A 22,627-nucleotide genomic window follows, 5' to 3' on the forward strand; every position below is an offset into this window, starting at 1 on the left:
ATCTCAGATGCGCTTGGCCTGGGCGGCAGCGTTACCGATGTAGTTCGCGGGAGTCAGTTTCTTCAGCTCGGCCTTGGCTTCTGCCGGCATGTCGAGGCCTTCGATGAACACCTGCAGGGCTTCGGCGCTGATGCCTTTGCCGCGGGTCAGCTCCTTGAGCTTCTCGTAGGGGTTCTCGATGCCATAGCGGCGCATGACGGTCTGAACCGGCTCGGCCAGGACTTCCCAGCAGGCGTCCAGGTCGTCGGCGATGCGCGCAGCGTTCAGCTCCAGCTTGCCGATGCCCTTGAGGCTGGCTTCGTAGGCGATGACGCTGTGGGCGAAGCCCACACCCAGGTTACGCAGCACGGTGGAGTCGGTCAGGTCGCGCTGCCAGCGGGAAATCGGCAGCTTGCTGGCCAGGTGCTGGAGCAGTGCGTTGGCGATGCCCAGGTTGCCTTCGGAGTTTTCGAAGTCGATCGGGTTGACCTTGTGCGGCATGGTCGAGGAGCCGATCTCGCCAGCGACGGTCTTCTGCTTGAAGTAGCCCAGGGAGATGTAGCCCCAGACGTCGCGGTCGAAGTCGATGAGGATGGTGTTGAAGCGCGCGACGGCGTCGAACAGCTCGGCGATGTAGTCGTGTGGCTCGATCTGGGTGGTGTAGGGGTTCCAGTTCAGGCCGAGGTCGCCCTCGATGAATTCGCGGGCGTTGGCTTCCCAATCCACTTGCGGGTAAGCCGACAGGTGGGCGTTGTAGTTGCCCACGGCGCCGTTGATCTTGCCCAGCAGTTCGACCGAAGCGACTTGCTTGATCTGGCGCTCCAGGCGGTAAACGACGTTGGCCAGTTCCTTGCCCAGGGTGGTCGGGGAGGCCGGCTGGCCGTGGGTGCGCGAGAGCATCGGCACATCGGCGAACTTCACCGCAAGCTCGCGGATGGCGTCGGCGATCTGGCGCATCAGCGGCAGCAGCACGGTGTCACGGCCTTCGCGCAGCATCAGGGCGTGGGACAGGTTGTTGATGTCCTCGGAGGTGCAGGCGAAGTGGATGAACTCGCTGACCTTGGCCAGTTCCGGCAGCTTGGCGGCTTGTTCCTTGAGCAGGTATTCCACGGCCTTGACGTCGTGGTTGGTGGTGCGCTCGATGTCCTTGATGCGCTGCGCGTGCTCCAGCTGGAAGTCCTCGGCCAGCTGGTTCAGCAGGGCGTTGGCTTCGGCGGAGAGGGGCGCGACTTCAGGGATGCCGGCGTGGGCGGCGAGACGCTGGAGCCAGCGGACCTCCACCAGGACGCGGAAACGGATCAGGCCGTATTCGCTGAAAATCGGACGCAGGGCGCTGGTCTTGCTGCCGTAACGGCCGTCAACGGGGGATACCGCGGTAAGGGAGGAAAGCTGCATGGGGCGTTCTCGTAGCTGTCGGTCAACGAAAAGGGCGCACATCATACACGAATGGCGCGAACCGGTCGCCCTTGCGGCGACCGGAAGGGCATGCTTCAGCTGCGCAGCAGGGGGCGCAGCTCGTTGAGCATCTTCCTGCGGCTGAACAGCATCTGCCAGCGGTTGCCGCCGAGCTGTCGCCAAAGCCGCGCGGAGCGGATGCCGGCCAGCAGCAGGGCGCGGATCCGCGCGGCGTTGGCGTTGATCTGCAGGTGGCGCATGTCGCCGTGCACCTGGATACGCTGGCGGAAGGTGCTCAGGGTGTCCTGGTAGAGGCCGGCGCAGGAGGCGATGACGTTTTCGTGGACCAGGCCGAAGTGCTGCACCTGCTGCTGGATCTGGTCCAGGCGGGTGCCCATGATGTCGAGCATGTCGTCGCGCTTGTTCAGCTGGCGTTCCAGGCCGATCAGTGACAGCGCATAGCGCAGGGGCTCGCGCTGCAGGCTGTTGGGGTCGCGCTCAAGGGCGCTGACCAGGGCGCGGAAGCCCTCGCGCAGATTGGCGGTGTCGCCGCCATAGACATCGAGGGTGGTCTTCGGATCGCGCACCAGCAGGCTGCCGAGCATGCAGCCCAGCGGCGCCTCGGGGATCTGTCCGGTGCGGGCGAGGCGGTCTACCAGCGCGGCGGCTTCGAAGACGCCGGAAAGGGCGATGATCTGGTCGTGCAGATCGCTCATGCGGTTTCCTTAGCGAACGCGGGTTCTGCGGATTCGATGACGCCGCCGCCGAGGCAGATCTCGCCGTCATAGAAGACAACGGACTGGCCGGGGGTAACGGCGCGCTGCGGCTCGTCGAAGACGGCGCGGTAGCCGTTGGCTGTGCGCTCCAGTACGCAGTCCTGGTCGGCCTGGCGGTAGCGCACCTTGGCGCGCAGGGCCCTGGGCTGGTCCAGATCGATGGGGTTGACCCAGTAGATGTGCGAGGCGTGCAGGGCGCGGGAGAACAGCCACGGGTGGTCGTTGCCCTGGCCGACGATCAGGACGTTGCGCACCAGGTCCTTCTCCAGCACATACCAGGGGCTGTCGTCGGCATTCTTCAGGCCGCCGATGCCCAGGCCCTGGCGCTGGCCGATGGTGTGGTACATCAGGCCGACGTGCTTGCCGATGACCTTGCCATCGGTGGTCTCGATGTCGCCCGGCTGGGCCGGCAGGTACTGCTTGAGGAAGTCGCTGAAGCGGCGCTCGCCGATGAAGCAGATGCCGGTGGAGTCCTTCTTCTTCGCAGTGGCCAGCCCGTATTTCTCGGCGATGGCGCGAACCTCCGGCTTCTCCAGTTCGCCGACCGGGAACAGAGTCTTGCCGATCTGCTCGCCACCCACGGCGTGGAGGAAATAGCTCTGGTCCTTGTTCGGGTCCAGGCCCTTGAGCAGTTCGCTGCGGCCGTCGATGTCGCGGCGGCGCACGTAGTGGCCGGTGGCGATCAGGTCGGCGCCCAGGGCGACGGCATAGTCGAGGAAGGCTTTGAACTTGATCTCGCGGTTGCAGAGGATGTCCGGGTTCGGCGTGCGGCCGGCCTTGTATTCCTCGAGGAAGTGCTCGAAGACGTTATCCCAGTATTCCGCGGCAAAGTTGGCGGTGTGCAGCTTGATGCCGATGCGGTCGCAGACGGCCTGGGCGTCCGCGAGGTCGGTCATGGCGGTGCAGTACTCGGTACCGTCGTCCTCTTCCCAGTTCTTCATGAACAGGCCTTCCACCTGGTAGCCCTGTTCCTTGAGGAGGAGGGCGGAGACGGAAGAGTCCACGCCGCCGGACATGCCGACGATGACGCGGGTGTTCTGCGGGGCTTTCAGGGAATCAGACATGGCGGTGCATCACGGGTGCAGGTAAAGGCGGGGATTCTACCAGAGCCGAGCGGCTCAGGTGCGGCTTGGCTCAGTCGCGGATCAGGGCCAGCGGGAAGCGCTCGCCTTGCAGGTAGTCGTCGATGCAGCGCAGGACCAGGTGGCTGCGCCAGCGCTCGGGCTGGGCGGCGAGTTCGTCGCGGGTCATCCAGCGGGCGCCGAGGATGCCATCGTCCAGCGGGCGTTCGGGATGATGGCGCAGCGGGCGGGCGGCGAAGCAGACACGCTGGTAGGTCACGCCGTTGCTCGGCGCGGTATACAGGTAGATGCCGGTGACGGCGGTCAGCTCGACGTCCCAGCCGGTTTCCTCGAGGGTTTCGCGCACGGCGGCCTCAAGCAGGGTCTCGTTGGCTTCCAGGTGACCGGCGGGCTGGTTGAAGACCTGCTTGCTGTCAGCGGACATTTCTTCCACCAGCAGGAAGCGGCCCTGGTCTTCGACGATGGTGGCGACGGTAACGTGTGCTAGCCAGCGCATGGTTCTGCTCTCCTGGTTCGAAAGGCGCGAGTTTAACGCTGCAGGCTGCAGAAAGCAGAACCCCCGGGAAGGCCCGGGGGTTCTGGTGTCACACGAAGCGGCTTACGCCAGTGCGTCGATCGCGGCGTTGAAGGTCGCGCTCGGGCGCATGACCTGGCTGGTCAGCTCCGGGTTGGAACGGTAGTAGCCACCGATGTCCGCCGGCTTGCCCTGTACGCCGTTCAGTTCGGCGACGATGGCCGCTTCCTTCTCGGTCAGGGTCTTGGCCAGGCCGCTGAAGTGGGCCTTCAGCTCGGCATCGTCGTTCTGCTCGGCCAGCGCCTGGGCCCAGTACATGGCCAGGTAGAAGTGGCTGCCGCGGTTGTCGATCTCACCGATCTTGCGCGACGGCGACTTGTTGTTGTCGAGCAGCTTGCCGGTGGCGATGTCCAGGGTCTTGCCCAGGATCTTGGCCTTGGCGTTGTCGGTCTTGATGCCTTCTTCCTCGAAGGAGACGGCCAGGGCCAGGAACTCGCCCAGGGAATCCCAGCGCAGGTAGTTCTCTTCCACCAGCTGCTGTACGTGTTTCGGGGCCGAGCCGCCGGCGCCGGTTTCGTACATGCCGCCGCCCGCCATCAGCGGAACGATGGAGAGCATCTTGGCCGAGGTGCCCAGTTCCATGATCGGGAACAGGTCGGTCAGGTAGTCGCGCAGCACGTTGCCGGTCACCGAGATGGTGTCCAGGCCGCGCAGCTGGCGCTCCATGCTGGTGCGGATGGCTTCGTTGTAGCCCTTGATGCTGATGTCCAGGCCGGTCAGGTCGTGGTCCTTCAGGTACAGCTCGACCTTCTTGCGCAGCTCGTTGTCGTGGGCGCGTTCCGGGTCCAGCCAGAAGATGGCCGGGGTGTTGGAGGCGCGGGCACGGGTAACGGCCAGCTTGACCCAGTCGCGGATCGGGGCGTCCTTGGTCTGGCAGGCGCGCCAGATGTCGCCGGCTTGTACTTCGTGCTGCATCAGGACCTTGCCGTCGGCGTCGACAACGCGCATCACGCCGTCAGCTTCCAGTTCGAAGGTCTTGTCGTGGGAGCCGTATTCCTCGGCCTTCTGCGCCATCAGGCCGACGTTCGGTACGCTGCCCATGGTGGTCGGGTCGAACGCGCCGTTGGTTTTGCAGAAGTTGATCATTTCCTGGTAGATGCGGGCGTAGGTGCTTTCCGGCATTACCGCTTTGGTGTCTTTCTGCTTGCCGTCCTTGCCCCACATCTGACCCGAGTTGCGGATCATCGCCGGCATGGAGGCGTCGACGATCACGTCGCTGGGGATGTGCAGGTTGGTGATGCCCTTGACCGAGTCGACCATCGCCATTTCCGGACGGTGGCTGTACACCTCGTGGATGTCGTGGAGGATCTCTTCCTGCTGGGAGGCTGGCAGCGACTTGATCTTGTCGTAGACGCTGGAGATGCCGTTGTTCGGGTTCACGCCCAGCTCTTCGAAGAGCTGGCCGTACTTCTCGAACACGTCCTTGTAGTAGACGGTGACGGCGTGGCCGAAGACGATCGGGTGGGAGATCTTCATCATGGTGGCCTTAACGTGCAGGGACCACATGACGCCGGTTTCCTTGCAGTCCTGCAGGGTCTTCTCGAAGAAGGCGCGCAGCTTGCTGCAGCTCATGAACATGCTGTCGAGGACTTCGCCGTCCTGCATCTTCAGGGTCTTCTTGGTCTCGACCTTGCCGTCCTTGCCGACGAACTCGATGCGGACTTCACCGGCCTTGGGGATGGTGACCGATTGCTCGCTGGAGAAGAAGTCGCCGCCACGCATGTAGTCGGCGTGGGAGCGCGAAGCCATGCTCCACTTGCCCATGCTGTGCGGGTGCTTGCGGGCGTAGGCTTTCACGGCGGCCGGAGCGCGGCGGTCGGAGTTGCCTTCGCGCAGGACCGGGTTCACGGCGCTGCCCAGGACCTTGGCGTAGCGGGCGCGGGTGTCTTTCTCTTCGTCGGTCTGCGGGTCTTCCGGGAAGTCCGGAACGGCGTAGCCCAGCTTCTGCAGCTCGGCGATGGCGCCCTTGAGCTGCGGTACCGAGGCGGAGATGTTCGGCAGCTTGATGATGTTGGCTTTGGCGTCGGTGGCCAGTTGAGCCAGGTAGGCCAGATCGTCTTCGATCGCCTTGTCGCCGAGCTTGTCAGCGAAGGAGGCCAGGATACGGCCCGAAAGAGAGATGTCGCGGGTCTCGACGTCGATGCCGGCGGAGGCGGCAAAGGCTTTTACGATGGGGAGAAGCGAATAGGTTGCGAGGGCGGGTGCTTCGTCGGTGAAGGTGTAGGTGATCTTCGAGCGGATGGACATCTCGTTCTAACTCTCTTCTTTGCTGGGCGCGCACAGAGTCTCGAATCGCGTTGGTACACGCTTGCGTTCAACGAAGTGGTTGACCGACCTTCGAGATTTGCCGCGGGGATATTGGGGCGCCAGTAGAGCGTTGTACGGCGGGATCCTGGTGGGGACGTGCGCCGCTGCGAGGAGAGAGTCTGGTCCCAGACTGCTCGGACCTCGATGACCATTAAGTCATGCCGGCCAGTATACCACCCTAAAGGCAGGGTGAAGCGCGTCCCTTTTTTAGACTAAGGAATGATGTGGTTCGATCATCGACTTGTGAGCTACCCTCAGTGGCTGCAAGAGGGTTTCAACCAAAAAGCGGAGTTCAGCATGGGATACCAAAAGATCCAGGTGCCGGCCGGTGACAAAATCACCGTCAACGCCGATATGTCCTTGAATGTACCGAAGAACCCGATCATCCCTTTCATCGAGGGTGATGGCATTGGCGTGGATATCAGCCCGGTCATGATCAAGGTCGTCGACGCTGCCGTCGAGAAAGCCTACAAGGGCGACCGCAAGATTGCATGGATGGAAGTCTACGCTGGCGAGAAGGCCACTCAGGTCTACGACCAGGACACCTGGCTGCCCCAGGAAACCCTGGACGCCGTCCGTGATTACGTCGTGTCTATCAAGGGGCCGCTGACGACCCCGGTGGGCGGTGGCATCCGCTCCCTCAACGTGGCCTTGCGCCAGCAGCTCGACCTGTATGTCTGCCTGCGCCCGGTACGCTGGTTCGAAGGTGTCCCCAGCCCGGTGAAGAAGCCCGGCGACGTGGACATGGTGATCTTCCGCGAGAACTCCGAAGACATCTACGCCGGTGTCGAGTGGAAGGCGGGTTCCCCCGAGGCGCAGAAGGTCATCAAGTTCCTCACCGAGGAAATGGGCGTCAAGAAGATCCGTTTCACCAATGATTGCGGCATCGGCATCAAGCCGGTTTCCCAGGAGGGCACCAAGCGCCTGGTGCGCAAGGCCCTGCAATATGCCGTGGACAATGACCGCAGCTCGGTCACCATCGTCCACAAGGGCAATATCATGAAATTCACCGAGGGTGCGTTCAAGGACTGGGGCTACGAAGTGGCTCGCGACGAGTTCGGCGCCCAGCTGCTCGACGGCGGTCCGTGGATGCAGTTCAAGAATCCGACTACCGGCAGGAATATCGTGGTAAAGGACGTGATCGCCGACGCCATGCTGCAGCAGATCCTGCTGCGTCCGGCCGAGTACGATGTGATCGCCACCCTCAACCTGAACGGCGACTACCTGTCCGACGCCCTGGCGGCGGAGGTGGGCGGCATTGGCATCGCGCCGGGCGCCAACCTGTCCGACTCGGTGGCCATGTTCGAGGCGACCCACGGCACCGCGCCCAAGTACGCCGGCCTGGACAAGGTCAACCCGGGTTCGGTGATCCTTTCGGCCGAGATGATGCTGCGTCACATGGGCTGGCCGGAAGCGGCGGACCTGATCATCGATGGCGTCAACGGCGCCATCGCGGCCAAGACCGTGACCTACGACTTCGAGCGACTGATGGACGGCGCCAAGCTGCTGTCGTGCTCCGAGTTCGGCGACGCGATCATCGCCAAGATGTAACCGGGTGATGCTTCGCCCATGAAAAAGGCCGGCTTGCTGCCGGCCTTTTTCGTTTCGTCTGATCCGTGACGAATCAGGCTTCCGCCGTGAGGTTCTCTACCTCGCTGCTCGGGGCAGCTTGTGCGGACGGGGTGGATGCATTGGCGTTGACGGGCTGGATGTTCACCGCGTGCAACCCCTTCGGACCTTGCAGGATCTCGAAACTGACGGGTTGGCCGGCCTTGAGAGTCTTGTAGCCATCCATCTGGATTGCCGAGTAGTGAGCAAACAGGTCCTCATCTCGGCCATCAGCCAGGATGAAACCGTAGCCCTTGGCGTTGTTGAACCACTTGACCTTACCGCTGAGCATGCTGATATCCCTCTGCAAAGGACTCCATCGCTGGAGTATCATCCACTACTATTCCGCTATGCCTTTTCCTGAAGACTGGCGTCCGGAACTCCTGATACCCTCCGGGGGGTATCCTTTGGTTGTAACACCCTTTTGCCGTTAGTCAAGGCGGCGTCGTCTGGGCCTGGGAGGCGTTTCAAACTCCGGTCGGCCCACTCATTCACCCACTCGCAAAGCTTTTATTCCAGCATGCATGCAAGTAGCCAGATTCGACTAACATTCAATCAGGACCGCCCGGATCCATTGGAAGACGACGGGGCGGGGCTGGCGGTTGAAGAAGCCAAGCCTGCCCTGAAGGCGCCATCGATGTATCGGGTCATCATGTTCAACGATGATTACACCCCGATGGATTTCGTGGTTGAGGTGCTCGAGTTGTACTTCAACATGAACCGCGAGCAGGCAACCAAGGTCATGTTGACCGTGCATACCCAGGGCAAGGCGCACTGCGGGACCTTTACCCGAGATGTTGCGGAAACCAAAGCCATGCAGGTCAATCAATATGCGAGGGAGAGCCAACATCCACTGTTGTGCGAAATTGAGATAGAAGGTTGATGCGGATGTTTGGGAGCGAGGTGAAGTCATGTTGAATCGAGAGCTCGAAGTCACCCTCAATCTCGCCTTCAAGGAGGCGCGGGCGAAGCGGCATGAGTTCATGACCGTTGAGCACTTGCTGTTGGCGCTTCTGGATAATGAAGCCGCCGCGACGGTTCTGAAGGCGTGCGGTGCGAATCTGGACAAGCTGCGGCGAGACCTGCAGGAGTTCATCGATTCCACCACCCCGCTGATCCCCCAGCACGACGAGGATCGTGAAACCCAGCCGACCCTGGGCTTCCAGCGTGTCCTGCAGCGTGCCGTGTTCCACGTGCAGAGCTCCGGCAAGCGCGAGGTCACCGGAGCCAACGTGCTGGTCGCCATCTTCAGCGAGCAGGAGAGCCAGGCGGTATTCCTGCTCAAGCAGCAGAGCGTCGCGCGGATCGACGTGGTCAACTACATCGCCCACGGTATCTCCAAGGTGCCGGGTCATGCCGAGCATTCCGACAGCGAACAGGAGATGCAGGACGAGGAGGGCGGCGAGTCTTCCACTTCCAGCCATCCGCTGGACGCCTATGCCAGCAACCTGAACGACCTGGCGCGCCAGGGCCGAATCGACCCGCTGGTCGGTCGTGAGTCGGAAGTCGAGCGCGTCGCGCAGATCCTTGCCCGTCGCCGCAAGAACAACCCGCTGCTGGTCGGTGAGGCCGGCGTCGGCAAGACCGCCATTGCCGAAGGGCTGGCCAAGCGGATCGTCGACGGCCAGGTGCCCGACCTGCTGTCCGACAGCGTCGTCTATTCCCTGGACCTGGGCGCGCTGTTGGCGGGCACCAAATACCGCGGCGACTTCGAGAAGCGCTTCAAGGCGCTGCTCAACGAGCTGCGCAAGCGCCCGCATGCGGTGCTGTTCATCGACGAAATCCACACCATCATCGGCGCCGGTGCGGCGTCGGGCGGGGTGATGGATGCGTCCAACCTGCTGAAGCCGCTGCTGTCGTCCGGTGAGATCCGCTGCATCGGCTCGACTACCTTCCAGGAATTCCGTGGCATCTTCGAGAAGGACCGTGCGCTGGCTCGTCGCTTCCAGAAGGTCGACGTCACCGAGCCGTCCGTCGAGGATACCTTCGGCATCCTGAAGGGCCTGAAGCCTCGCTTCGAGCAGCACCACCACATCGAGTACAGCGATGAAGCGCTGCGTGCCGCCGCCGAGCTGGCCGCCCGCTACATCAACGACCGGCACATGCCGGACAAGGCCATCGACGTGATCGACGAGGCGGGTGCCTACCAACGCCTGCAGCCGGAAGAGAAGCGTGTCAAACGCATCGAAGTGCCGCAGGTCGAGGATATCGTTGCGAAGATCGCGCGGATTCCGCCCAAGCACGTCTCCAGCTCTGACAAGGAGCTGCTGCGCAACCTCGAACGCGACCTGAAGCTGACCGTGTTCGGCCAGGCGGCGGCCATCGAGTCGCTGTCCACTGCCATCAAGCTGTCACGCGCCGGTCTCAAGTCGCCGGACAAGCCCGTTGGTTCCTTCCTGTTCTCCGGCCCGACCGGGGTGGGCAAGACCGAGGTGGCTCGCCAGCTGGCCAAGGCGCTGGGTGTGGAACTGGTGCGCTTCGACATGTCCGAGTACATGGAGCGGCATACCGTGTCCCGTCTGATCGGCGCGCCTCCGGGCTACGTCGGTTTCGACCAGGGTGGCCTGCTGACCGAAGCTATCACCAAGACGCCGCACTGCGTGCTGCTGCTGGACGAGATCGAGAAGGCGCATCCGGAGGTCTTCAACCTGCTGCTACAGGTGATGGACCACGGCACCCTGACCGACAACAACGGACGCAAGGCGGATTTCCGCAACGTCATCCTGATCATGACCACCAACGCTGGCGCAGAAACCGCGGCGCGGGCCTCCATCGGCTTCACGCAGCAGGACCACTCCACCGATGCCATGGACGTGATCAAGAAGAGCTTTACGCCGGAGTTTCGCAACCGTCTGGACACCATCATCCAGTTTGGCCGCCTGAGTCACGAAACCATCAAGAGCATCGTCGACAAGTTCCTCACCGAACTGCAGGCGCAGTTGGAGGACAAGCACGTGCAGATCGAGGTCAGCGATGCGGCGCGCGGCTGGCTGGCGGACAAGGGCTACGATCCGCAGATGGGTGCTCGCCCGATGGCGCGGCTGATCCAGGACAAGATCAAGCGGCCCCTGGCCGAGGAGATCCTGTTCGGCGAACTGGCCGAGCACGGCGGTGTGGCCCACGTGGATCTGAAGGATGGCGAGCTGGCCTTCGAGTTCGAAGTGATTGCCGCGGAACCGGCCTGACGCTGCTCATACCTGAGGTGCAAACGAAAACGCCCGGCAATGCCGGGCGTTTTTCTGTGTGCCGGACTTTACCGGCACCTACCGTCTGTCAGCGAGCGCGGTAGGTGATGCGACCCTTGGACAGGTCGTAGGGCGTCAGTTCAACGCGAACTTTGTCGCCAGTCAGGATGCGGATGTAATTCTTGCGCATCTTCCCGGAGATGTGCGCGGTAACGACGTGCCCGTTCTCCAACTCCACGCGGAACATGGTGTTGGGCAGGGTGTCGACGACAGTGCCTTCCATTTCGAAGCTGTCTTCTTTCGACATGCAGTAGAACCCTCGGTATCTATGGTTGCCTGAAGTTTCAGGGCATTAAAAAAGGCACACATTGTGCCTGAAATCGCCCCACAACGCCAATGGGTGTTTTCGCTTCAGTTCAGCGCCACCCAGCGCTGGTTCACGAAAAGCTCGATGGGGCGGTACTGGGTCTTGTAGTTCATCTTCCGGCAATTCTTGATCCAGTAGCCCAGGTAGACGGCGTGCAGGCCGAGACGCTCGGTCTCGCCAACCTGCCAGAGGATGGCGAAGCGGCCCAGGCTGCGGCGCTCCTCATCCGGGTCGTAGAAGGTATAGACGGCGGAAAGGCCGTTGGGCAGGACGTCGGTGACCGCCACAGCGAGCAGGCGGCCCTGCAGGCGGAACTCGAAGAAGCAGCTGAATGGCAGGTCGCGCACCAGGAAGGTGGCGAACTGATCGCGGCTGGGCGGATACATGTCCCCGTCGGCATGGCGCTGCTCGATGTAGCGCATGTACAGGGCGTAGTACTCCTCGGTGAAGGCGGGCCGCTTGCGAATCACTTCCAGGTCGCCGTTGCGCTTGATGATGCGCTTCTGCTGGCGGTTCGGCTGGAAGCCGGCGGCGGGAATTCGCGCCGGGATGCAGGCTGTGCAGTGCTGGCAATGCGGCCGGTAGAGGTGTTCGCCGCTGCGCCGGAAGCCCACCTCTGACAGCGAGGCATACAACTGCGCGTCCATGGGCTGGCTGGGGTCGAGGAACAGGGTGGTGGCCTGCTCTTCGGGCAGATAGCTGCATGGATGCGGTTGCGTGGCGTAAAACTTCAGGCGGGCGAGCTCGGTCATCATCAACCCCTGCGAGTTCCCTCAGGCAAGTTTAAGACAGGCTGAGCGGGTATGCCTGCGAAGTCCAGTCCTGCGATGGTGTTTCGTCGAGATGCCGGCGCAGGTAGCTGGCGAATTCGCTGCGGGAAATGGCGCGGGCGCCGAAGCTGTGCAGGTGTTCGGTCGGCATCTGGCAGTCGATCATCACGAACCCTGCGGCCTTCAGGCGCTGCACGAGGGTAACGAAGGCGACCTTGGAGGCATTGTCGGCGCGGCTGAACATGGATTCGCCGAAGAACAGGCGACCGATGGCCAGCCCGTAAAGCCCGCCCACCAGTTCATCGCCTTGCCAGGCTTCCGCCGAATGGGCGACGCCCAGGCGGTGCAGCTGGCAATAGGCGTCCTGCATCGGCGTGGTGATCCAGGTGCCATCGGCATAGTCGCGCGGGCCGGCGCAGCCGTGGATGACCTGCTCGAAGGCCTGGTCGACGGTGACCTGGTAGCGCTGCTGGCGGATGAGCTTGGCTAGGCTGCGGGAGACGTGCAGCTCGGCGGGGAAGAGCACGGTGCGTGGATCCGGCGACCACCAGAGGATCGGCTGGCCGTCCTGGTACCAGGGGAAGCAGCCGTGGCGGTAGGCCTGGATCAGGCGCTGCGGATTGAGATCCCCTCCAGCCGCAAGCAGGCCGTTGGGCTCGTGCAGGGCCTTGTCGAGGGGCGGGAAGTCGAAATTGCTGCGGGAAAGCCACTTGAGCATAGGGAGGAGGGGAGGGCGGGCCTCCCCTTGCGCCGATCAGTTGTCGTCGAGGAACTTTTCGGCGTCCAGCGCGGCCATGCAGCCGGCGCCGGCGGAGGTGATCGCCTGGCGATAGACGTGGTCGGCCACGTCGCCGGCGGCGAAGACGCCGTCGATGCTGGTCAGGGTCGCATTGCCTTCGGCGCCGCCCTTGATCTTCAGGTAGCCGTCATGCATCTCCAGCTGGCCCTTGAACAGGTCGGTGTTGGGCTTGTGACCGATGGCGATGAACACGCCGGCCAGGTCCAGCTGGCGGGTTTCGCCGCTGTCGACGTCCTTCAGGCGAACGCCGACAACGCCCATGTTGTCGCCCAGGACTTCATCCAGGGTGGTGTTCCAGTGCAGGCGCACGTTGCCGTTCCTGGCCTTCTCGAACAACTTGTCCTGGAGAATCTTCTCCGAGCGCAGCTTGTCGCGGCGGTGGATGAGGTGGACTTCCTTGGCGATGTTGGACAGGTAAAGCGCCTCTTCCACGGCGGTGTTGCCGCCGCCGACCACGCAGACCACCTGATTGCGGTAGAAGAAACCGTCACAGGTGGCGCAGGCGGAAACGCCCTTGCCCATGAAGGCCTCTTCGGAGGACATGCCCAGATACTGGGCCGAGGCGCCGGTGGCGATGATCAGCGCGTCGCAGGTGTAGGTGCCGCTGTCGCCCTTGAGGGTGAATGGCTTCTGCTGCAACTCGGCGGTGTGGATGTGGTCGTAGACGATCTCGGTATCGAAACGCTTGGCGTGCTGCTCCATGCGCTGCATCAGGGCGGGGCCGGTCAGGCCCTCGACGTCGCCGGGCCAGTTATCGACCTCGGTGGTGGTGGTCAGCTGGCCGCCGGGCTGGATGCCGGTGATGACAACAGGCTTGAGGTTGGCGCGCGCGGCGTACACGGCCGCGGTGTAACCCGCAGGACCGGAGCCCAGGATGATCAGGCGCGAATGCTTGACTTCACTCATAAAAAGACTCCATAAGCCTTTGTCACGTAAGAGAATGCATGCTCCAATTGAGCAGCCGCAAAGCGGTGTTGGGCTATGCTACACCGAACCCCGGAAAGCCGGCAAAAGCGCAGTCGGGCACACCCGGGCTCGTGGCATCGGCCGGCCAAAGCCGTACAATAGGCCCGTTTCGCGGCCCAACGACTCTCGGACGCGCGTATAGCGCAGGAATAGAAGCGTTTTGAAGGACACCACAGCAAGCCATGCCGCCGCCTGGCGCCAGCAACTGCATTACCGTCTGAAGGAAGGGGCCCTGATCGCGCTCGGCGCGCTCTGCCTTTACCTGTGGATGGCACTGCTCACCTACGATTCCTCCGATCCGGGCTGGAGCCACTCCAGCCACGTCGAGCAGGTGCAGAACGCGGCCGGCCGCCTGGGCGCGCTGAGCGCCGACATCCTGTTCATGGTGCTGGGCTACTTCGCCTACCTGTTCCCGCTGCTGCTGGCGGTGAAGACCTATCAGGTCTTCCGCAAGCGCCACATGCCCTGGGAGTGGAGCGGCTGGCTGTTCTCCTGGCGGCTGATCGGCCTGGTGTTCCTGGTCCTGTCCGGCTCCGCGCTGGCCTATATCCATTTCCACACCAGCGGGGCCCACATGCCGGCCACGGCTGGCGGCGCGCTGGGTGAAAGCCTGGGCCAACTGGGCATCAATGCGCTGAACGTGCAGGGCAGCACCCTGCTGTTCCTGGCGCTGTTCCTGTTCGGCATGACGGTGTTCGCCGACCTGTCGTGGTTCAAGGTGATGGACGTCACCGGCAAGATCACCCTCGACCTCTTCGAGCTGATCCACAACGCCACCAATCGCTGGTGGAGCGCTCGCAGCGAGCACAAGCAGTTGGTCGCCCAGTTGCGCGAAGTCGACGAGCGCGTGGCCGAAGTCGCCGCGCCCATCGTTGCCGACCGCCGCGAGCAGGCCAAGGTCAAGGAGCGCCTGATCGAGCGCGAGGAAGCGCTGGTCAAGAGCGTGCAGGAGCGCGAGAAGCGCGTGGCGCCGAAGATCGACGTCCCGCCGCCGCCCACCAAGCCGGCGGAGCCGAGCAAGCGCGTGCTGAAAGAAAAGCAGGCGCCGCTGTTCGTCGATACCGCCGTGGAAGGCACGCTGCCGCCGCTGTCGATCCTCGATCCGGCGTCGGAAAAGAAGCAGAGCTACTCGCCGGAATCCCTGGAGGCCATGTCGCGCCTGTTGGAGATCAAGCTCAAGGAGTTCGGCGTCGAAGTCATAGTCGAGTCCGTGCATCCGGGCCCGGTGATCACCCGTTTCGAAATCCAGCCGGCCGCCGGCGTGAAGGTCAGCCGCATCTCCAACCTGGCCAAGGACCTGGCGCGCTCGCTGGCGGTGATCAGCGTGCGCGTGGTGGAAGTCATCCCCGGCAAGACCACCGTCGGCATCGAGATTCCCAACGAAGACCGGCAGATGGTGCGCTTCTCCGAAGTGCTGATGACGCCGGAATACGACGAGCACAAGTCCACCGTGCCGCTGGCCCTGGGCCATGACATCGGTGGCAACCCGATCATCACTGACCTGGCGAAGATGCCGCACCTGCTGGTGGCCGGTACCACCGGTTCCGGTAAGTCGGTGGGCGTGAACGCCATGCTGCTGTCGATCCTGTTCAAGTCCACGCCCGAGGAGGCGCGGCTGATCATGATCGACCCGAAGATGCTGGAGCTGTCGATCTACGAAGGCATTCCGCACCTGCTCTGCCCGGTGGTCACCGACATGAAGGAGGCCGCCAACGCGCTGCGCTGGAGCGTCGCCGAGATGGAGCGCCGCTACAAGCTGATGGCGGCCATGGGCGTGCGTAACCTCGCGGGCTTCAATCGCAAGGTGAAGGACGCCGAGGAGGCCGGCACGCCGCTGACCGACCCGCTGTACCGCCGCGAGAGCATGGAAGACGAAGCGCCGTTGCTGCAGACCCTGCCGACCATCGTGGTGGTGGTCGACGAATTCGCCGACATGATGATGATCGTCGGCAAGAAGGTGGAAGAGCTGATCGCCCGTATCGCCCAGAAGGCACGTGCGGCGGGCATCCACCTGATCCTGGCGACCCAGCGCCCGTCGGTGGACGTGATCACCGGCCTGATCAAGGCGAACATTCCGACCCGTATCGCCTTCCAGGTCTCCAGCAAGATCGACTCGCGCACCATCCTCGACCAGGGCGGCGCCGAGCAATTGCTCGGCCACGGCGACATGCTCTACCTGCCGCCGGGTACCGGCCTGCCGATCCGCGTACATGGCGCGTTCGTCTCCGACGACGAGGTGCACCGGGTCGTCGAGGCATGGAAGCTGCGCGGCGCGCCGAACTACATCGAGGACATCCTCGCCGGCGCCGAGGAAGGCGGTGGCGGTTCGTTCGAAGGTGGCGGTGGCGGCGAAGGCGGCGAGGGCAGCGAGGACGATCCGCTCTACGACGAGGCCGTGCGCTTCGTGACCGAAAGTCGCCGGGCTTCGATCTCCGCCGTGCAGCGCAAGCTGAAGATCGGCTACAACCGCGCCGCGCGGATGATCGAGGCGATGGAAATGGCCGGCGTGGTCACCCCGATGAATACCAACGGCTCGCGCGAAGTCATCGCGCCGGCCCCGATCCGTGATTGATTCGACTTCGAGGATTTCGATGCGTCTGATCCGCCTGTTGTTCGTTGCTGCGCTGGCTGTCGCCGGCGTCCAGGCCCATGCCGACGAAGCTGCCGCGCAGCGCCTGAGCGGGATGCTCACCAAAGCCCAGACCATGACCGCGCGCTTCTCCCAACTGACCCTGGACGGCAGCGGCACCCGCCTGCAGGAGACCGCCGGCAACCTGGGCCTCAAACGCCCGGGCCTGTTCCGCTGGCACACCGATGCGCCGAACGAGCAGTTGCTGATTTCCAACGGCGAGAAGATCTGGCTGTACGACCCGGACCTGGAGCAGGTGACCATCCAGAAGCTCGACCAGCGCCTGACCCAGACCCCGGCGCTGCTGCTCTCCGGCGATGTGTCGAAGATCGGCCAGAGCTTCGACATCACCGCCAAGGACGGGGGCAATGTGGTCGACTTCACCTTGAAGCCCAAATCCAAGGACACCCTCTTCGACAGCCTGCGGATTTCCTTCCGCAGCGGCGTGGTGAACGACATGCAGCTGATCGACAGTGTCGGCCAGCGCACCAATATCCTGTTCTTCGACGTGAAGATGAATGAGGCGATGGACGCCAAGCAGTTCGTCTTCGAGGTGCCCAAGGGCGTCGACGTCATCCAGGAATGATCGGCGCCCCGGCGCCATGCTTGTAAGTCATAGGTAAGACCTTGGATCTGTTCCGCTCCGCCCCCGTTTCCCAGCCCCTGGCCGCGCGCCTGCGCGCGACCAGCCTGGACGAGTACGTCGGCCAGGAGCACCTGCTCGCCCGCGGCAAGCCGCTGCGCGAGGCGCTGGAGCAGGGCGCGCTGCACTCGATGATCTTCTGGGGCCCGCCCGGGGTCGGCAAGACCACCCTGGCGAAGCTGCTGGCCCAGGTCACCGACGCGCACTTCGAGACCATCTCGGCGGTGCTTTCGGGGGTGAAGGAAATCCGCCAGTCGGTGGAAGTGGCCAAGCAGCATGCTGCGCAGTACGGCCGCCGCACCATCCTCTTCGTCGACGAAGTGCACCGCTTCAACAAGAGCCAGCAGGACGCCTTCCTGCCCTATGTGGAAGATGGCACGCTGATTTTCATCGGCGCGACCACCGAAAACCCGTCCTTCGAACTGAATAACGCGCTGCTCTCGCGTGCCCGCGTCTACGTGTTGAAAAGCCTGGACGAAGCGGCCCTGCGCCGGCTGGTCGAGCGTGCGCTGACCGAAGAGAAGGGCCTGGGCAAGCGCAACCTGAGCCTGCCCGACGACAGCTTCGCCATCCTCTTGGCCGCCGCCGATGGCGATGGCCGGCGCCTGCTCAACCTGCTTGAGAACGCCTCCGACCTCGCCGAGGACAACGGCGAGATCAGCGCCGAGCTGCTGCAGAACCTGCTGGGCGATACACGTCGTCGCTTCGACAAGGGCGGCGAGGCCTTCTACGACCAGATCAGCGCGCTGCACAAGTCGGTGCGTGGCTCCAGTCCGGACGGCGCGCTGTATTGGTATTCGCGCATGCTCGATGGCGGCTGCGATCCGCTGTACATCGCCCGTCGCGTGGTGCGCATGGCCAGCGAGGACATCGGCAACGCCGATCCGCGCGCCCTGACCCTGTGCCTTCACGCCTGGGATGTGCAGGAGCGGCTCGGCAGCCCGGAGGGTGAGCTGGCGATTGCGCAGGCTATCGTGTACCTGGCCTGCGCGCCGAAGAGCAATGCCGTCTACAACGCCTACAACACGGCGCGCCGTGACGTGGCGGAGAGCGGTTCGCTGGAAGTGCCGCTGCATCTGCGCAACGCACCGACCAAGCTGATGAAGAACCTGGGCTATGGCGACGAATACCGCTATGCCCATGACGAGCCGGATGCCTATGCGGCCGGAGAAGACTACTTCCCCGAGTCCATGGAACCGCGCCAGTATTACCAACCCGTACCGCGCGGGCTGGAACTGAAGATCGGCGAAAAGCTGCGCCACCTGGCCAGCCTCGACAAGGCCAGTTCCCGCCGTCGCAGAAAATCCTGAAGTGGCGCCCGCGAGCGCCGCCTGACACTAGACACGAGAAGACACCATGCTCGATTCCAAACTGGTTCGTACCCAGCCGCAGGAAGTGGCCGAACGCCTGGCCACCCGTGGCTTCACCCTGGACGTGGCGCGCATCGAAGCGCTGGAGAGCCAGCGCAAATCCGTGCAGACCCGCACCGAAACCCTGCAGGCCGAGCGCAACGCGCGTTCCAAGGCCATCGGCCTGGCGATGAAGAATGGCGAGGACGTTGCGCCGCTGAAGGCCGAGGTCAACCGCATGGCCGAGGAGCTGGAATCCGGCAAGCGCGAGTTGGACGCCATCCAGGCAGAGCTGGACAGCCTGCTGCTGAACATCCCGAACCTGCCCCACGAGTCCGTGCCGGTGGGCGCAGATGAAGACGACAACGTCGAAGTCCGCCGCTGGGGCACCCCGCGCACCTTCGATTTCGAGATCAAGGACCACGTCGCACTCGGCGAGAAACACGGCTGGTTGGACTTCGAGACCGCCGCCCGCCTGTCCGGCGCGCGCTTCGCCCTGATGCGCGGCCCGATCGCCCGCCTGCACCGCGCCCTGGCGCAGTTCATGATCGACCTGCACACCCGCGAGCACGGTTACGAGGAGGCCTACACCCCTTACCTGGTGCAGGCTCCGGCGCTGCAAGGCACCGGCCAGCTGCCGAAGTTCGAGGAAGACCTGTTCAAGATCCAGCGCGAAGACGAAGCGGACCTGTACCTGATCCCGACCGCCGAAGTCTCGCTGACCAACATCGTTGCCGGGCAGATCCTCGATGCGAAGGAGCTGCCGCTGAAGTTCGTCGCCCACACCCCCTGCTTCCGCAGCGAAGCCGGTGCTTCGGGCCGCGACACCCGCGGCATGATTCGCCAACACCAGTTCGACAAGGTCGAGATGGTGCAGATCGTCGAGCCGTCCAAGTCCTGGGAAGCCCTGGAAAGCCTGGTCGGCAATGCCGAGAAGGTCCTCCAGGCCCTGGAGCTGCCGTACCGCGCCCTGGCTCTGTGCACCGGCGACATGGGCTTCGGCGCTGCCAAGACCTACGATCTGGAAGTTTGGGTGCCGAGCCAGGACAAGTACCGCGAGATTTCCTCCTGCTCCAACTGCGGCGACTTCCAGGCCCGCCGCATGCAGGCGCGCTACCGCAACCCGGAAACCGGCAAGCCGGAGCTGGTCCACACCCTCAACGGCTCGGGCCTGGCCGTAGGCCGTACCCTGGTCGCCGTGCTGGAGAACTACCAGCAGGCCGACGGCTCGATCCGCGTGCCGGAAGTGCTCAAGCCGTACATGGCGGGCATCGAGGTAATCGGCTGAGATGGACTTCCTGCCGCTGTTCCACATCCTGCGCGGACGTCGCGCGCTACTGGTCGGCGGCGGTGATGTCGCACTGCGCAAGGCGCGCCTTTTGAGCGATGCCGGCGCGGTGCTGCGAGTCGTGGCTCCGGAGGTGCATTCCGAGCTGCGCGAATTGGTCGAGGAGGGCGCGGGGGAATTGATCCTGCGTCCCTACGCCCAGGGCGATCTGCAGGACTGTGTGTTGGTCATCGCCGCCACGGACGACGAACCGCTCAACGCCCAGGTTTCCCGCGACGCCAATGAGCGCGGCGTACCGGTCAACGTGGTCGACGCTCCAGCCCTGTGCAGCGTGATCTTCCCGGCCATCGTCGATCGTTCGCCGCTGGTGGTAGCGGTCTCCAGCGGCGGCGACGCTCCCGTGTTGGCGCGCCTGTTGCGTGCCAAGCTGGAAACCTGGATACCCGCGACCTACGGCCAGCTGGCTGGCCTGGCCAGCCGCTTCCGCGAGCGGGTGAAGCAACGCCTGCCGGACCTGCAGCAGCGTCGCAAATTCTGGGAAGAGGTGTTCCAGGGCCCGGTCGCCGAGCGCATGCTCGCCGGCCAGCCGGGCGAAGCCGAGCGCCTGCTGGCGGACAAGCTGGAGTCGCCGCAGGCCGAGTCCCGTGGCGAGGTCTATCTGGTCGGCGCGGGTCCAGGTGATCCCGATCTGCTGACCTTCCGCGCCCTGCGCCTGATGCAGCAGGCCGACGTGGTGCTGTATGACCGTCTCGTTGCGCCGGCCATCCTCGAACTGTGTCGCCGTGACGCCGACCGACTCTACGTCGGCAAGCGCCGCGCGGACCACGCCGTGCCCCAGGACGAAATCAATCGCAAACTGGTCGAGCTGGCCCAGCAGGGCAAGCGCGTGCTGCGCCTGAAGGGTGGCGATCCGTTCATCTTCGGTCGTGGTGGCGAGGAGATCGACGAACTGGCGGCCAATGGCATCCCGTTCCAGGTCGTGCCGGGTATTACCGCGGCCAGCGGCTGTGCGGCCTACGCCGGCATCCCGCTGACCCATCGCGATTACGCGCAGTCCGTGCGTTTCGTCACTGGGCACCTGAAGGATGGCAGTACCGATCTTCCCTGGAACGATCTGGTTGCCCCCGGGCAGACCCTGGTTTTCTACATGGGTCTGGTGGGCCTGCCGGTCATCTGCGAGCAACTGGTGCGTCACGGCCGCTCGGCCGACACCCCGGCGGCGCTTGTCCAGCAAGGCACAACGGTGCATCAGAGAGTGTTTACCGGCACGCTGGGCAATCTGCCGGCGTTGGTCGCCGAGCATGAAGTGCATGCGCCGACCCTGGTGATAGTCGGGGAAGTGGTGCAACTGCGCGAGAAGCTCGCGTGGTTCGAGGGGCAGCAGTGAGAGCCCTGCGCGTCGCCATCCTGGGCACCGCGTGTGCCCTGGCTTGCTTCGCCTTGCCGGCCTCTGCGGCCAGCTTCGACTGCAAGAAGGCCAAGCAGGCCGACGAGAAAGCCATCTGCGCGGATCGCCAGCTTTCGGAGATGGATGTGCAGGTGGCGACGACCTACCGCCTGCTGCGCGGCCTGTTCGCCATGGGCATGCGCGGTAACCTGGGTGACTCTCAACTCGCCTGGCTGGAGCAGCGCCGCGCCTGCGGCGCCAACAAGGCCTGCCTCAAGCAGCGCTACCAGGAGCGCCTGGACGCGCTGCAGAAGGTCTACGACGGCATCGACAAACCCATCTGATCTGCTCTTGCTCCAGTAGGAGCGAGCTTGCTCGCGAACCCGGCGCAAACGATCGGCGCCAAGCGTTTGCGAGCAAGCTCGCTCCTACAGGACTGGTGACGAAATCGGCACCTACGGCCGACTCAGCCTTTACGGAAAATACCCTTGCCCGGCAGATGTTCACGCCCGTGCGGGCCGGTGAAATCCTGCTGCGGCCCCAGCGGCACTATGCCGGTCGGGTTGATGGTGCGGTGGCTGGCGTAGTAGTGGTTCTTGATGTGCTGGAAATCGACCGTTCCCGCCACGCCCTCAAGCTGATACAGCTCTCGCAGCCAGCCGGACAGGTTGGGATAGTCCGCCAGGCGCCGCAGGTTGCACTTGAAGTGGCCGTGGTAGACCGCGTCGAAGCGGATCAGCGTGGTGAAAAGGCGCACATCGGCTTCGCTCAGGTACTCGCCGGCGAGGTAGCGCTGCTTGCCCAGGCGCTCCTCCAGCCAGTCCAGTTCGCTGAACAGGGCCTTGAAGGCCTCTTCATAGGCTTCCTGCGTCGTAGCGAAGCCGGCGCGGTACACGCCGTTGTTCACGGCCGGGTAGATGCGTTCGTTCAGTTCATCGATCTGCGCGCGCAGCGGTTCCGGATAGAGGTCCAGCGGGTTGCCGGTGATCCCGTCGAAGGCCGAGTTGAACATGCGGATGATCTCCGCCGATTCGTTGCTGACGATGCGCTGCTCATGCTTGTCCCACAGCACCGGTACGGTGACGCGGCCGGTGTAGTTCGCATCGTCCCTGGTGTAGCGCTGATGGAGGAAGTCCAGGCCGTCGAGCTTGTCGCCGGTAGAGCCGAGCGCCTTGTCGAAGGTCCAGCCATTCTCCAGCATCAGCCAACTGACCACCGAGACGTCGATCAGCGACTCCAGGCCCTTGAGCTGGCGGTAGATCAGCGTGCGATGAGCCCAGGGGCAGGCCAGGGAAACGTAGAGGTGATAGCGGCCGGCTTCGGCGCGGAAGCCGCCTTCGCCGGTGGGGCCGGGCTGGCCATCGGCGGTGATCCAGTTGCGGCGCTGCGCGTTCTCGCGCTGGAAGCTGCCGTCCTTGCTGGTGTCATACCACTGGTCATGCCAGCGGCCATCGATCAACTGTCCCATCTCATTGCTCCAGAAAACGGGGGAGATGGGACCAGTCTATCGGCTATGGCTCGAT

The 22,627-nt window shown here is 63.9% G+C and carries 20 protein-coding genes; 9 read left to right on the forward strand and 11 right to left on the reverse strand.

Annotated elements, in window-relative coordinates; all coding sequences use genetic code 11:
• Window positions 1-3: 3 nt before the first annotated feature.
• The 5 genes from purB to ACCC94_RS03185 all read right to left on the reverse strand — a co-directional run bounded on the left by purB (window position 4) and on the right by ACCC94_RS03185 (window position 6,053).
• The gene (gene purB / locus ACCC94_RS03165; protein WP_413347997.1) at window positions 4-1,374 is read right to left on the reverse strand and encodes an adenylosuccinate lyase; all 1,371 of its coding nucleotides are present in this window, start codon (window positions 1,372-1,374) and stop codon (window positions 4-6) included.
• 95 nt (window positions 1,375-1,469) lie between these two features.
• Entirely contained in the window at window positions 1,470-2,090 is a 621-nt protein-coding gene (gene hflD, locus ACCC94_RS03170) for a high frequency lysogenization protein HflD (RefSeq protein ID WP_413347998.1), read from the reverse strand.
• A complete protein-coding gene (mnmA, locus tag ACCC94_RS03175) occupies window positions 2,087-3,214 on the reverse strand; it encodes a tRNA 2-thiouridine(34) synthase MnmA (RefSeq protein WP_413347999.1) in 1,128 nt (375 codons plus the stop codon). Before mnmA ends, hflD begins: the two co-directional genes overlap by 4 nt.
• A gap of 70 nt (window positions 3,215-3,284) precedes the next feature.
• A complete protein-coding gene (locus ACCC94_RS03180; RefSeq protein ID WP_413348000.1) occupies window positions 3,285-3,728 on the reverse strand; it encodes an NUDIX hydrolase in 444 nt (147 codons plus the stop codon).
• A 102-nt stretch (window positions 3,729-3,830) separates the two neighbouring features.
• On the reverse strand, window positions 3,831-6,053 hold the full coding sequence (locus tag ACCC94_RS03185; RefSeq protein WP_413348001.1) for an NADP-dependent isocitrate dehydrogenase: 2,223 nt from the start codon (window positions 6,051-6,053) through the stop codon (window positions 3,831-3,833).
• 357 nt (window positions 6,054-6,410) lie between these two features.
• Here ACCC94_RS03185 and icd point away from each other — a divergent pair, with 357 nt between their 5' ends.
• On the forward strand, window positions 6,411-7,664 hold the full coding sequence (gene icd, locus ACCC94_RS03190; RefSeq protein ID WP_413348002.1) for an NADP-dependent isocitrate dehydrogenase: 1,254 nt from the start codon (window positions 6,411-6,413) through the stop codon (window positions 7,662-7,664).
• 73 nt (window positions 7,665-7,737) lie between these two features.
• Here icd and cspD read toward each other — a convergent pair whose 3' ends face one another.
• On the reverse strand, window positions 7,738-8,013 hold the full coding sequence (cspD, locus tag ACCC94_RS03195; RefSeq protein WP_192431106.1) for a cold shock domain-containing protein CspD: 276 nt from the start codon (window positions 8,011-8,013) through the stop codon (window positions 7,738-7,740).
• Between the two features lie 228 nt (window positions 8,014-8,241).
• Between cspD and clpS the strand changes: the two genes are divergently transcribed.
• Complete coding sequence (gene clpS, locus ACCC94_RS03200) at window positions 8,242-8,604, forward strand: ATP-dependent Clp protease adapter ClpS (protein WP_026078807.1); 363 nt, start codon at window positions 8,242-8,244, stop codon at window positions 8,602-8,604.
• A gap of 28 nt (window positions 8,605-8,632) precedes the next feature.
• The gene (gene clpA / locus ACCC94_RS03205; protein WP_413348003.1) at window positions 8,633-10,906 is read left to right on the forward strand and encodes an ATP-dependent Clp protease ATP-binding subunit ClpA; all 2,274 of its coding nucleotides are present in this window, start codon (window positions 8,633-8,635) and stop codon (window positions 10,904-10,906) included.
• Window positions 10,907-10,994: 88 nt separating this feature from the next.
• Here the strand turns inward: clpA and infA are convergent, their stop codons facing one another.
• From infA to trxB, 4 genes are all read right to left on the reverse strand, one after another.
• A complete protein-coding gene (gene infA, locus ACCC94_RS03210; RefSeq protein WP_002553999.1) occupies window positions 10,995-11,213 on the reverse strand; it encodes a translation initiation factor IF-1 in 219 nt (72 codons plus the stop codon).
• Window positions 11,214-11,317: 104 nt separating this feature from the next.
• Window positions 11,318-12,025: an arginyltransferase gene (locus ACCC94_RS03215; RefSeq protein WP_413348004.1), complete on the reverse strand. Its 708-nt coding sequence runs from the start codon at window positions 12,023-12,025 to the stop codon at window positions 11,318-11,320.
• Between the two features lie 31 nt (window positions 12,026-12,056).
• Window positions 12,057-12,761 (reverse strand): leucyl/phenylalanyl-tRNA--protein transferase, encoded by a 705-nt coding sequence (gene aat / locus ACCC94_RS03220; protein WP_413348005.1) that lies wholly within the window; start codon window positions 12,759-12,761, stop codon window positions 12,057-12,059.
• Between the two features lie 36 nt (window positions 12,762-12,797).
• Complete coding sequence (trxB, locus tag ACCC94_RS03225) at window positions 12,798-13,748, reverse strand: thioredoxin-disulfide reductase (protein ID WP_236173251.1); 951 nt, start codon at window positions 13,746-13,748, stop codon at window positions 12,798-12,800.
• A gap of 220 nt (window positions 13,749-13,968) precedes the next feature.
• On the opposite strand from trxB, the gene ftsK reads away from it, so the two are divergent.
• Genes ftsK through ACCC94_RS03255 form a run of 6 tightly spaced genes read left to right on the forward strand, consistent with a single transcriptional unit; the run spans window position 13,969 to window position 21,448 of the window.
• Complete coding sequence (gene ftsK / locus ACCC94_RS03230; RefSeq protein ID WP_413348006.1) at window positions 13,969-16,380, forward strand: DNA translocase FtsK; 2,412 nt, start codon at window positions 13,969-13,971, stop codon at window positions 16,378-16,380.
• A gap of 19 nt (window positions 16,381-16,399) precedes the next feature.
• A complete protein-coding gene (gene lolA / locus ACCC94_RS03235) occupies window positions 16,400-17,023 on the forward strand; it encodes an outer membrane lipoprotein chaperone LolA (protein WP_413348007.1) in 624 nt (207 codons plus the stop codon).
• A gap of 41 nt (window positions 17,024-17,064) precedes the next feature.
• Window positions 17,065-18,390 (forward strand): replication-associated recombination protein A, encoded by a 1,326-nt coding sequence (locus tag ACCC94_RS03240; protein WP_413348008.1) that lies wholly within the window; start codon window positions 17,065-17,067, stop codon window positions 18,388-18,390.
• Window positions 18,391-18,436: 46 nt separating this feature from the next.
• Window positions 18,437-19,717, forward strand: coding sequence for a serine--tRNA ligase (gene serS, locus ACCC94_RS03245; RefSeq protein WP_413348009.1), 1,281 nt, complete (start codon window positions 18,437-18,439; stop codon window positions 19,715-19,717).
• A gap of 1 nt (window position 19,718) precedes the next feature.
• Window positions 19,719-21,104, forward strand: coding sequence for a siroheme synthase CysG (cysG, locus tag ACCC94_RS03250; RefSeq protein WP_413348010.1), 1,386 nt, complete (start codon window positions 19,719-19,721; stop codon window positions 21,102-21,104).
• Window positions 21,105-21,109: 5 nt separating this feature from the next.
• Window positions 21,110-21,448: a lysozyme inhibitor LprI family protein gene (locus ACCC94_RS03255; protein WP_413348035.1), complete on the forward strand. Its 339-nt coding sequence runs from the start codon at window positions 21,110-21,112 to the stop codon at window positions 21,446-21,448.
• Between the two features lie 122 nt (window positions 21,449-21,570).
• Here the strand turns inward: ACCC94_RS03255 and ACCC94_RS03260 are convergent, their stop codons facing one another.
• A complete protein-coding gene (locus tag ACCC94_RS03260) occupies window positions 21,571-22,572 on the reverse strand; it encodes a glutathione S-transferase family protein (RefSeq protein WP_413348011.1) in 1,002 nt (333 codons plus the stop codon).
• Between the last annotated feature and the right edge of the window lie 55 nt (window positions 22,573-22,627).

It is taken from the genome of Pseudomonas sp. Pseusp97, assembly GCF_047304025.1.
GTDB lineage: Bacteria > Pseudomonadota > Gammaproteobacteria > Pseudomonadales > Pseudomonadaceae > Pseudomonas.

Bases quoted from the DNA above. Each gene is read 5' to 3' on its own strand.
- ACCC94_RS03260 (WP_413348011.1), bottom strand. From the start codon at position 22,572: ATGGGACAGTTGATCGATGGCCGCTGGCATGACCAGTGGTATGACACC.
- mnmA (WP_413347999.1), bottom strand. From the start codon at position 3,214: ATGTCTGATTCCCTGAAAGCCCCGCAGAACACCCGCGTCATCGTCGGC.
- hflD (WP_413347998.1), bottom strand. From the start codon at position 2,090: ATGAGCGATCTGCACGACCAGATCATCGCCCTTTCCGGCGTCTTCGAA.
- serS (WP_413348009.1), top strand. From the start codon at position 18,437: ATGCTCGATTCCAAACTGGTTCGTACCCAGCCGCAGGAAGTGGCCGAA.
- ACCC94_RS03185 (WP_413348001.1), bottom strand. From the start codon at position 6,053: ATGTCCATCCGCTCGAAGATCACCTACACCTTCACCGACGAAGCACCC.
- aat (WP_413348005.1), bottom strand. From the start codon at position 12,761: ATGCTCAAGTGGCTTTCCCGCAGCAATTTCGACTTCCCGCCCCTCGAC.
- lolA (WP_413348007.1), top strand. From the start codon at position 16,400: ATGCGTCTGATCCGCCTGTTGTTCGTTGCTGCGCTGGCTGTCGCCGGC.
- clpA (WP_413348003.1), top strand. From the start codon at position 8,633: ATGTTGAATCGAGAGCTCGAAGTCACCCTCAATCTCGCCTTCAAGGAG.
- infA (WP_002553999.1), bottom strand. From the start codon at position 11,213: ATGTCGAAAGAAGACAGCTTCGAAATGGAAGGCACTGTCGTCGACACC.
- clpS (WP_026078807.1), top strand. From the start codon at position 8,242: ATGCATGCAAGTAGCCAGATTCGACTAACATTCAATCAGGACCGCCCG.
- cspD (WP_192431106.1), bottom strand. From the start codon at position 8,013: ATGCTCAGCGGTAAGGTCAAGTGGTTCAACAACGCCAAGGGCTACGGT.
- purB (WP_413347997.1), bottom strand. From the start codon at position 1,374: ATGCAGCTTTCCTCCCTTACCGCGGTATCCCCCGTTGACGGCCGTTAC.
- icd (WP_413348002.1), top strand. From the start codon at position 6,411: ATGGGATACCAAAAGATCCAGGTGCCGGCCGGTGACAAAATCACCGTC.
- cysG (WP_413348010.1), top strand. From the start codon at position 19,719: ATGGACTTCCTGCCGCTGTTCCACATCCTGCGCGGACGTCGCGCGCTA.
- ACCC94_RS03215 (WP_413348004.1), bottom strand. From the start codon at position 12,025: ATGACCGAGCTCGCCCGCCTGAAGTTTTACGCCACGCAACCGCATCCA.
- trxB (WP_236173251.1), bottom strand. From the start codon at position 13,748: ATGAGTGAAGTCAAGCATTCGCGCCTGATCATCCTGGGCTCCGGTCCT.
- ACCC94_RS03180 (WP_413348000.1), bottom strand. From the start codon at position 3,728: ATGCGCTGGCTAGCACACGTTACCGTCGCCACCATCGTCGAAGACCAG.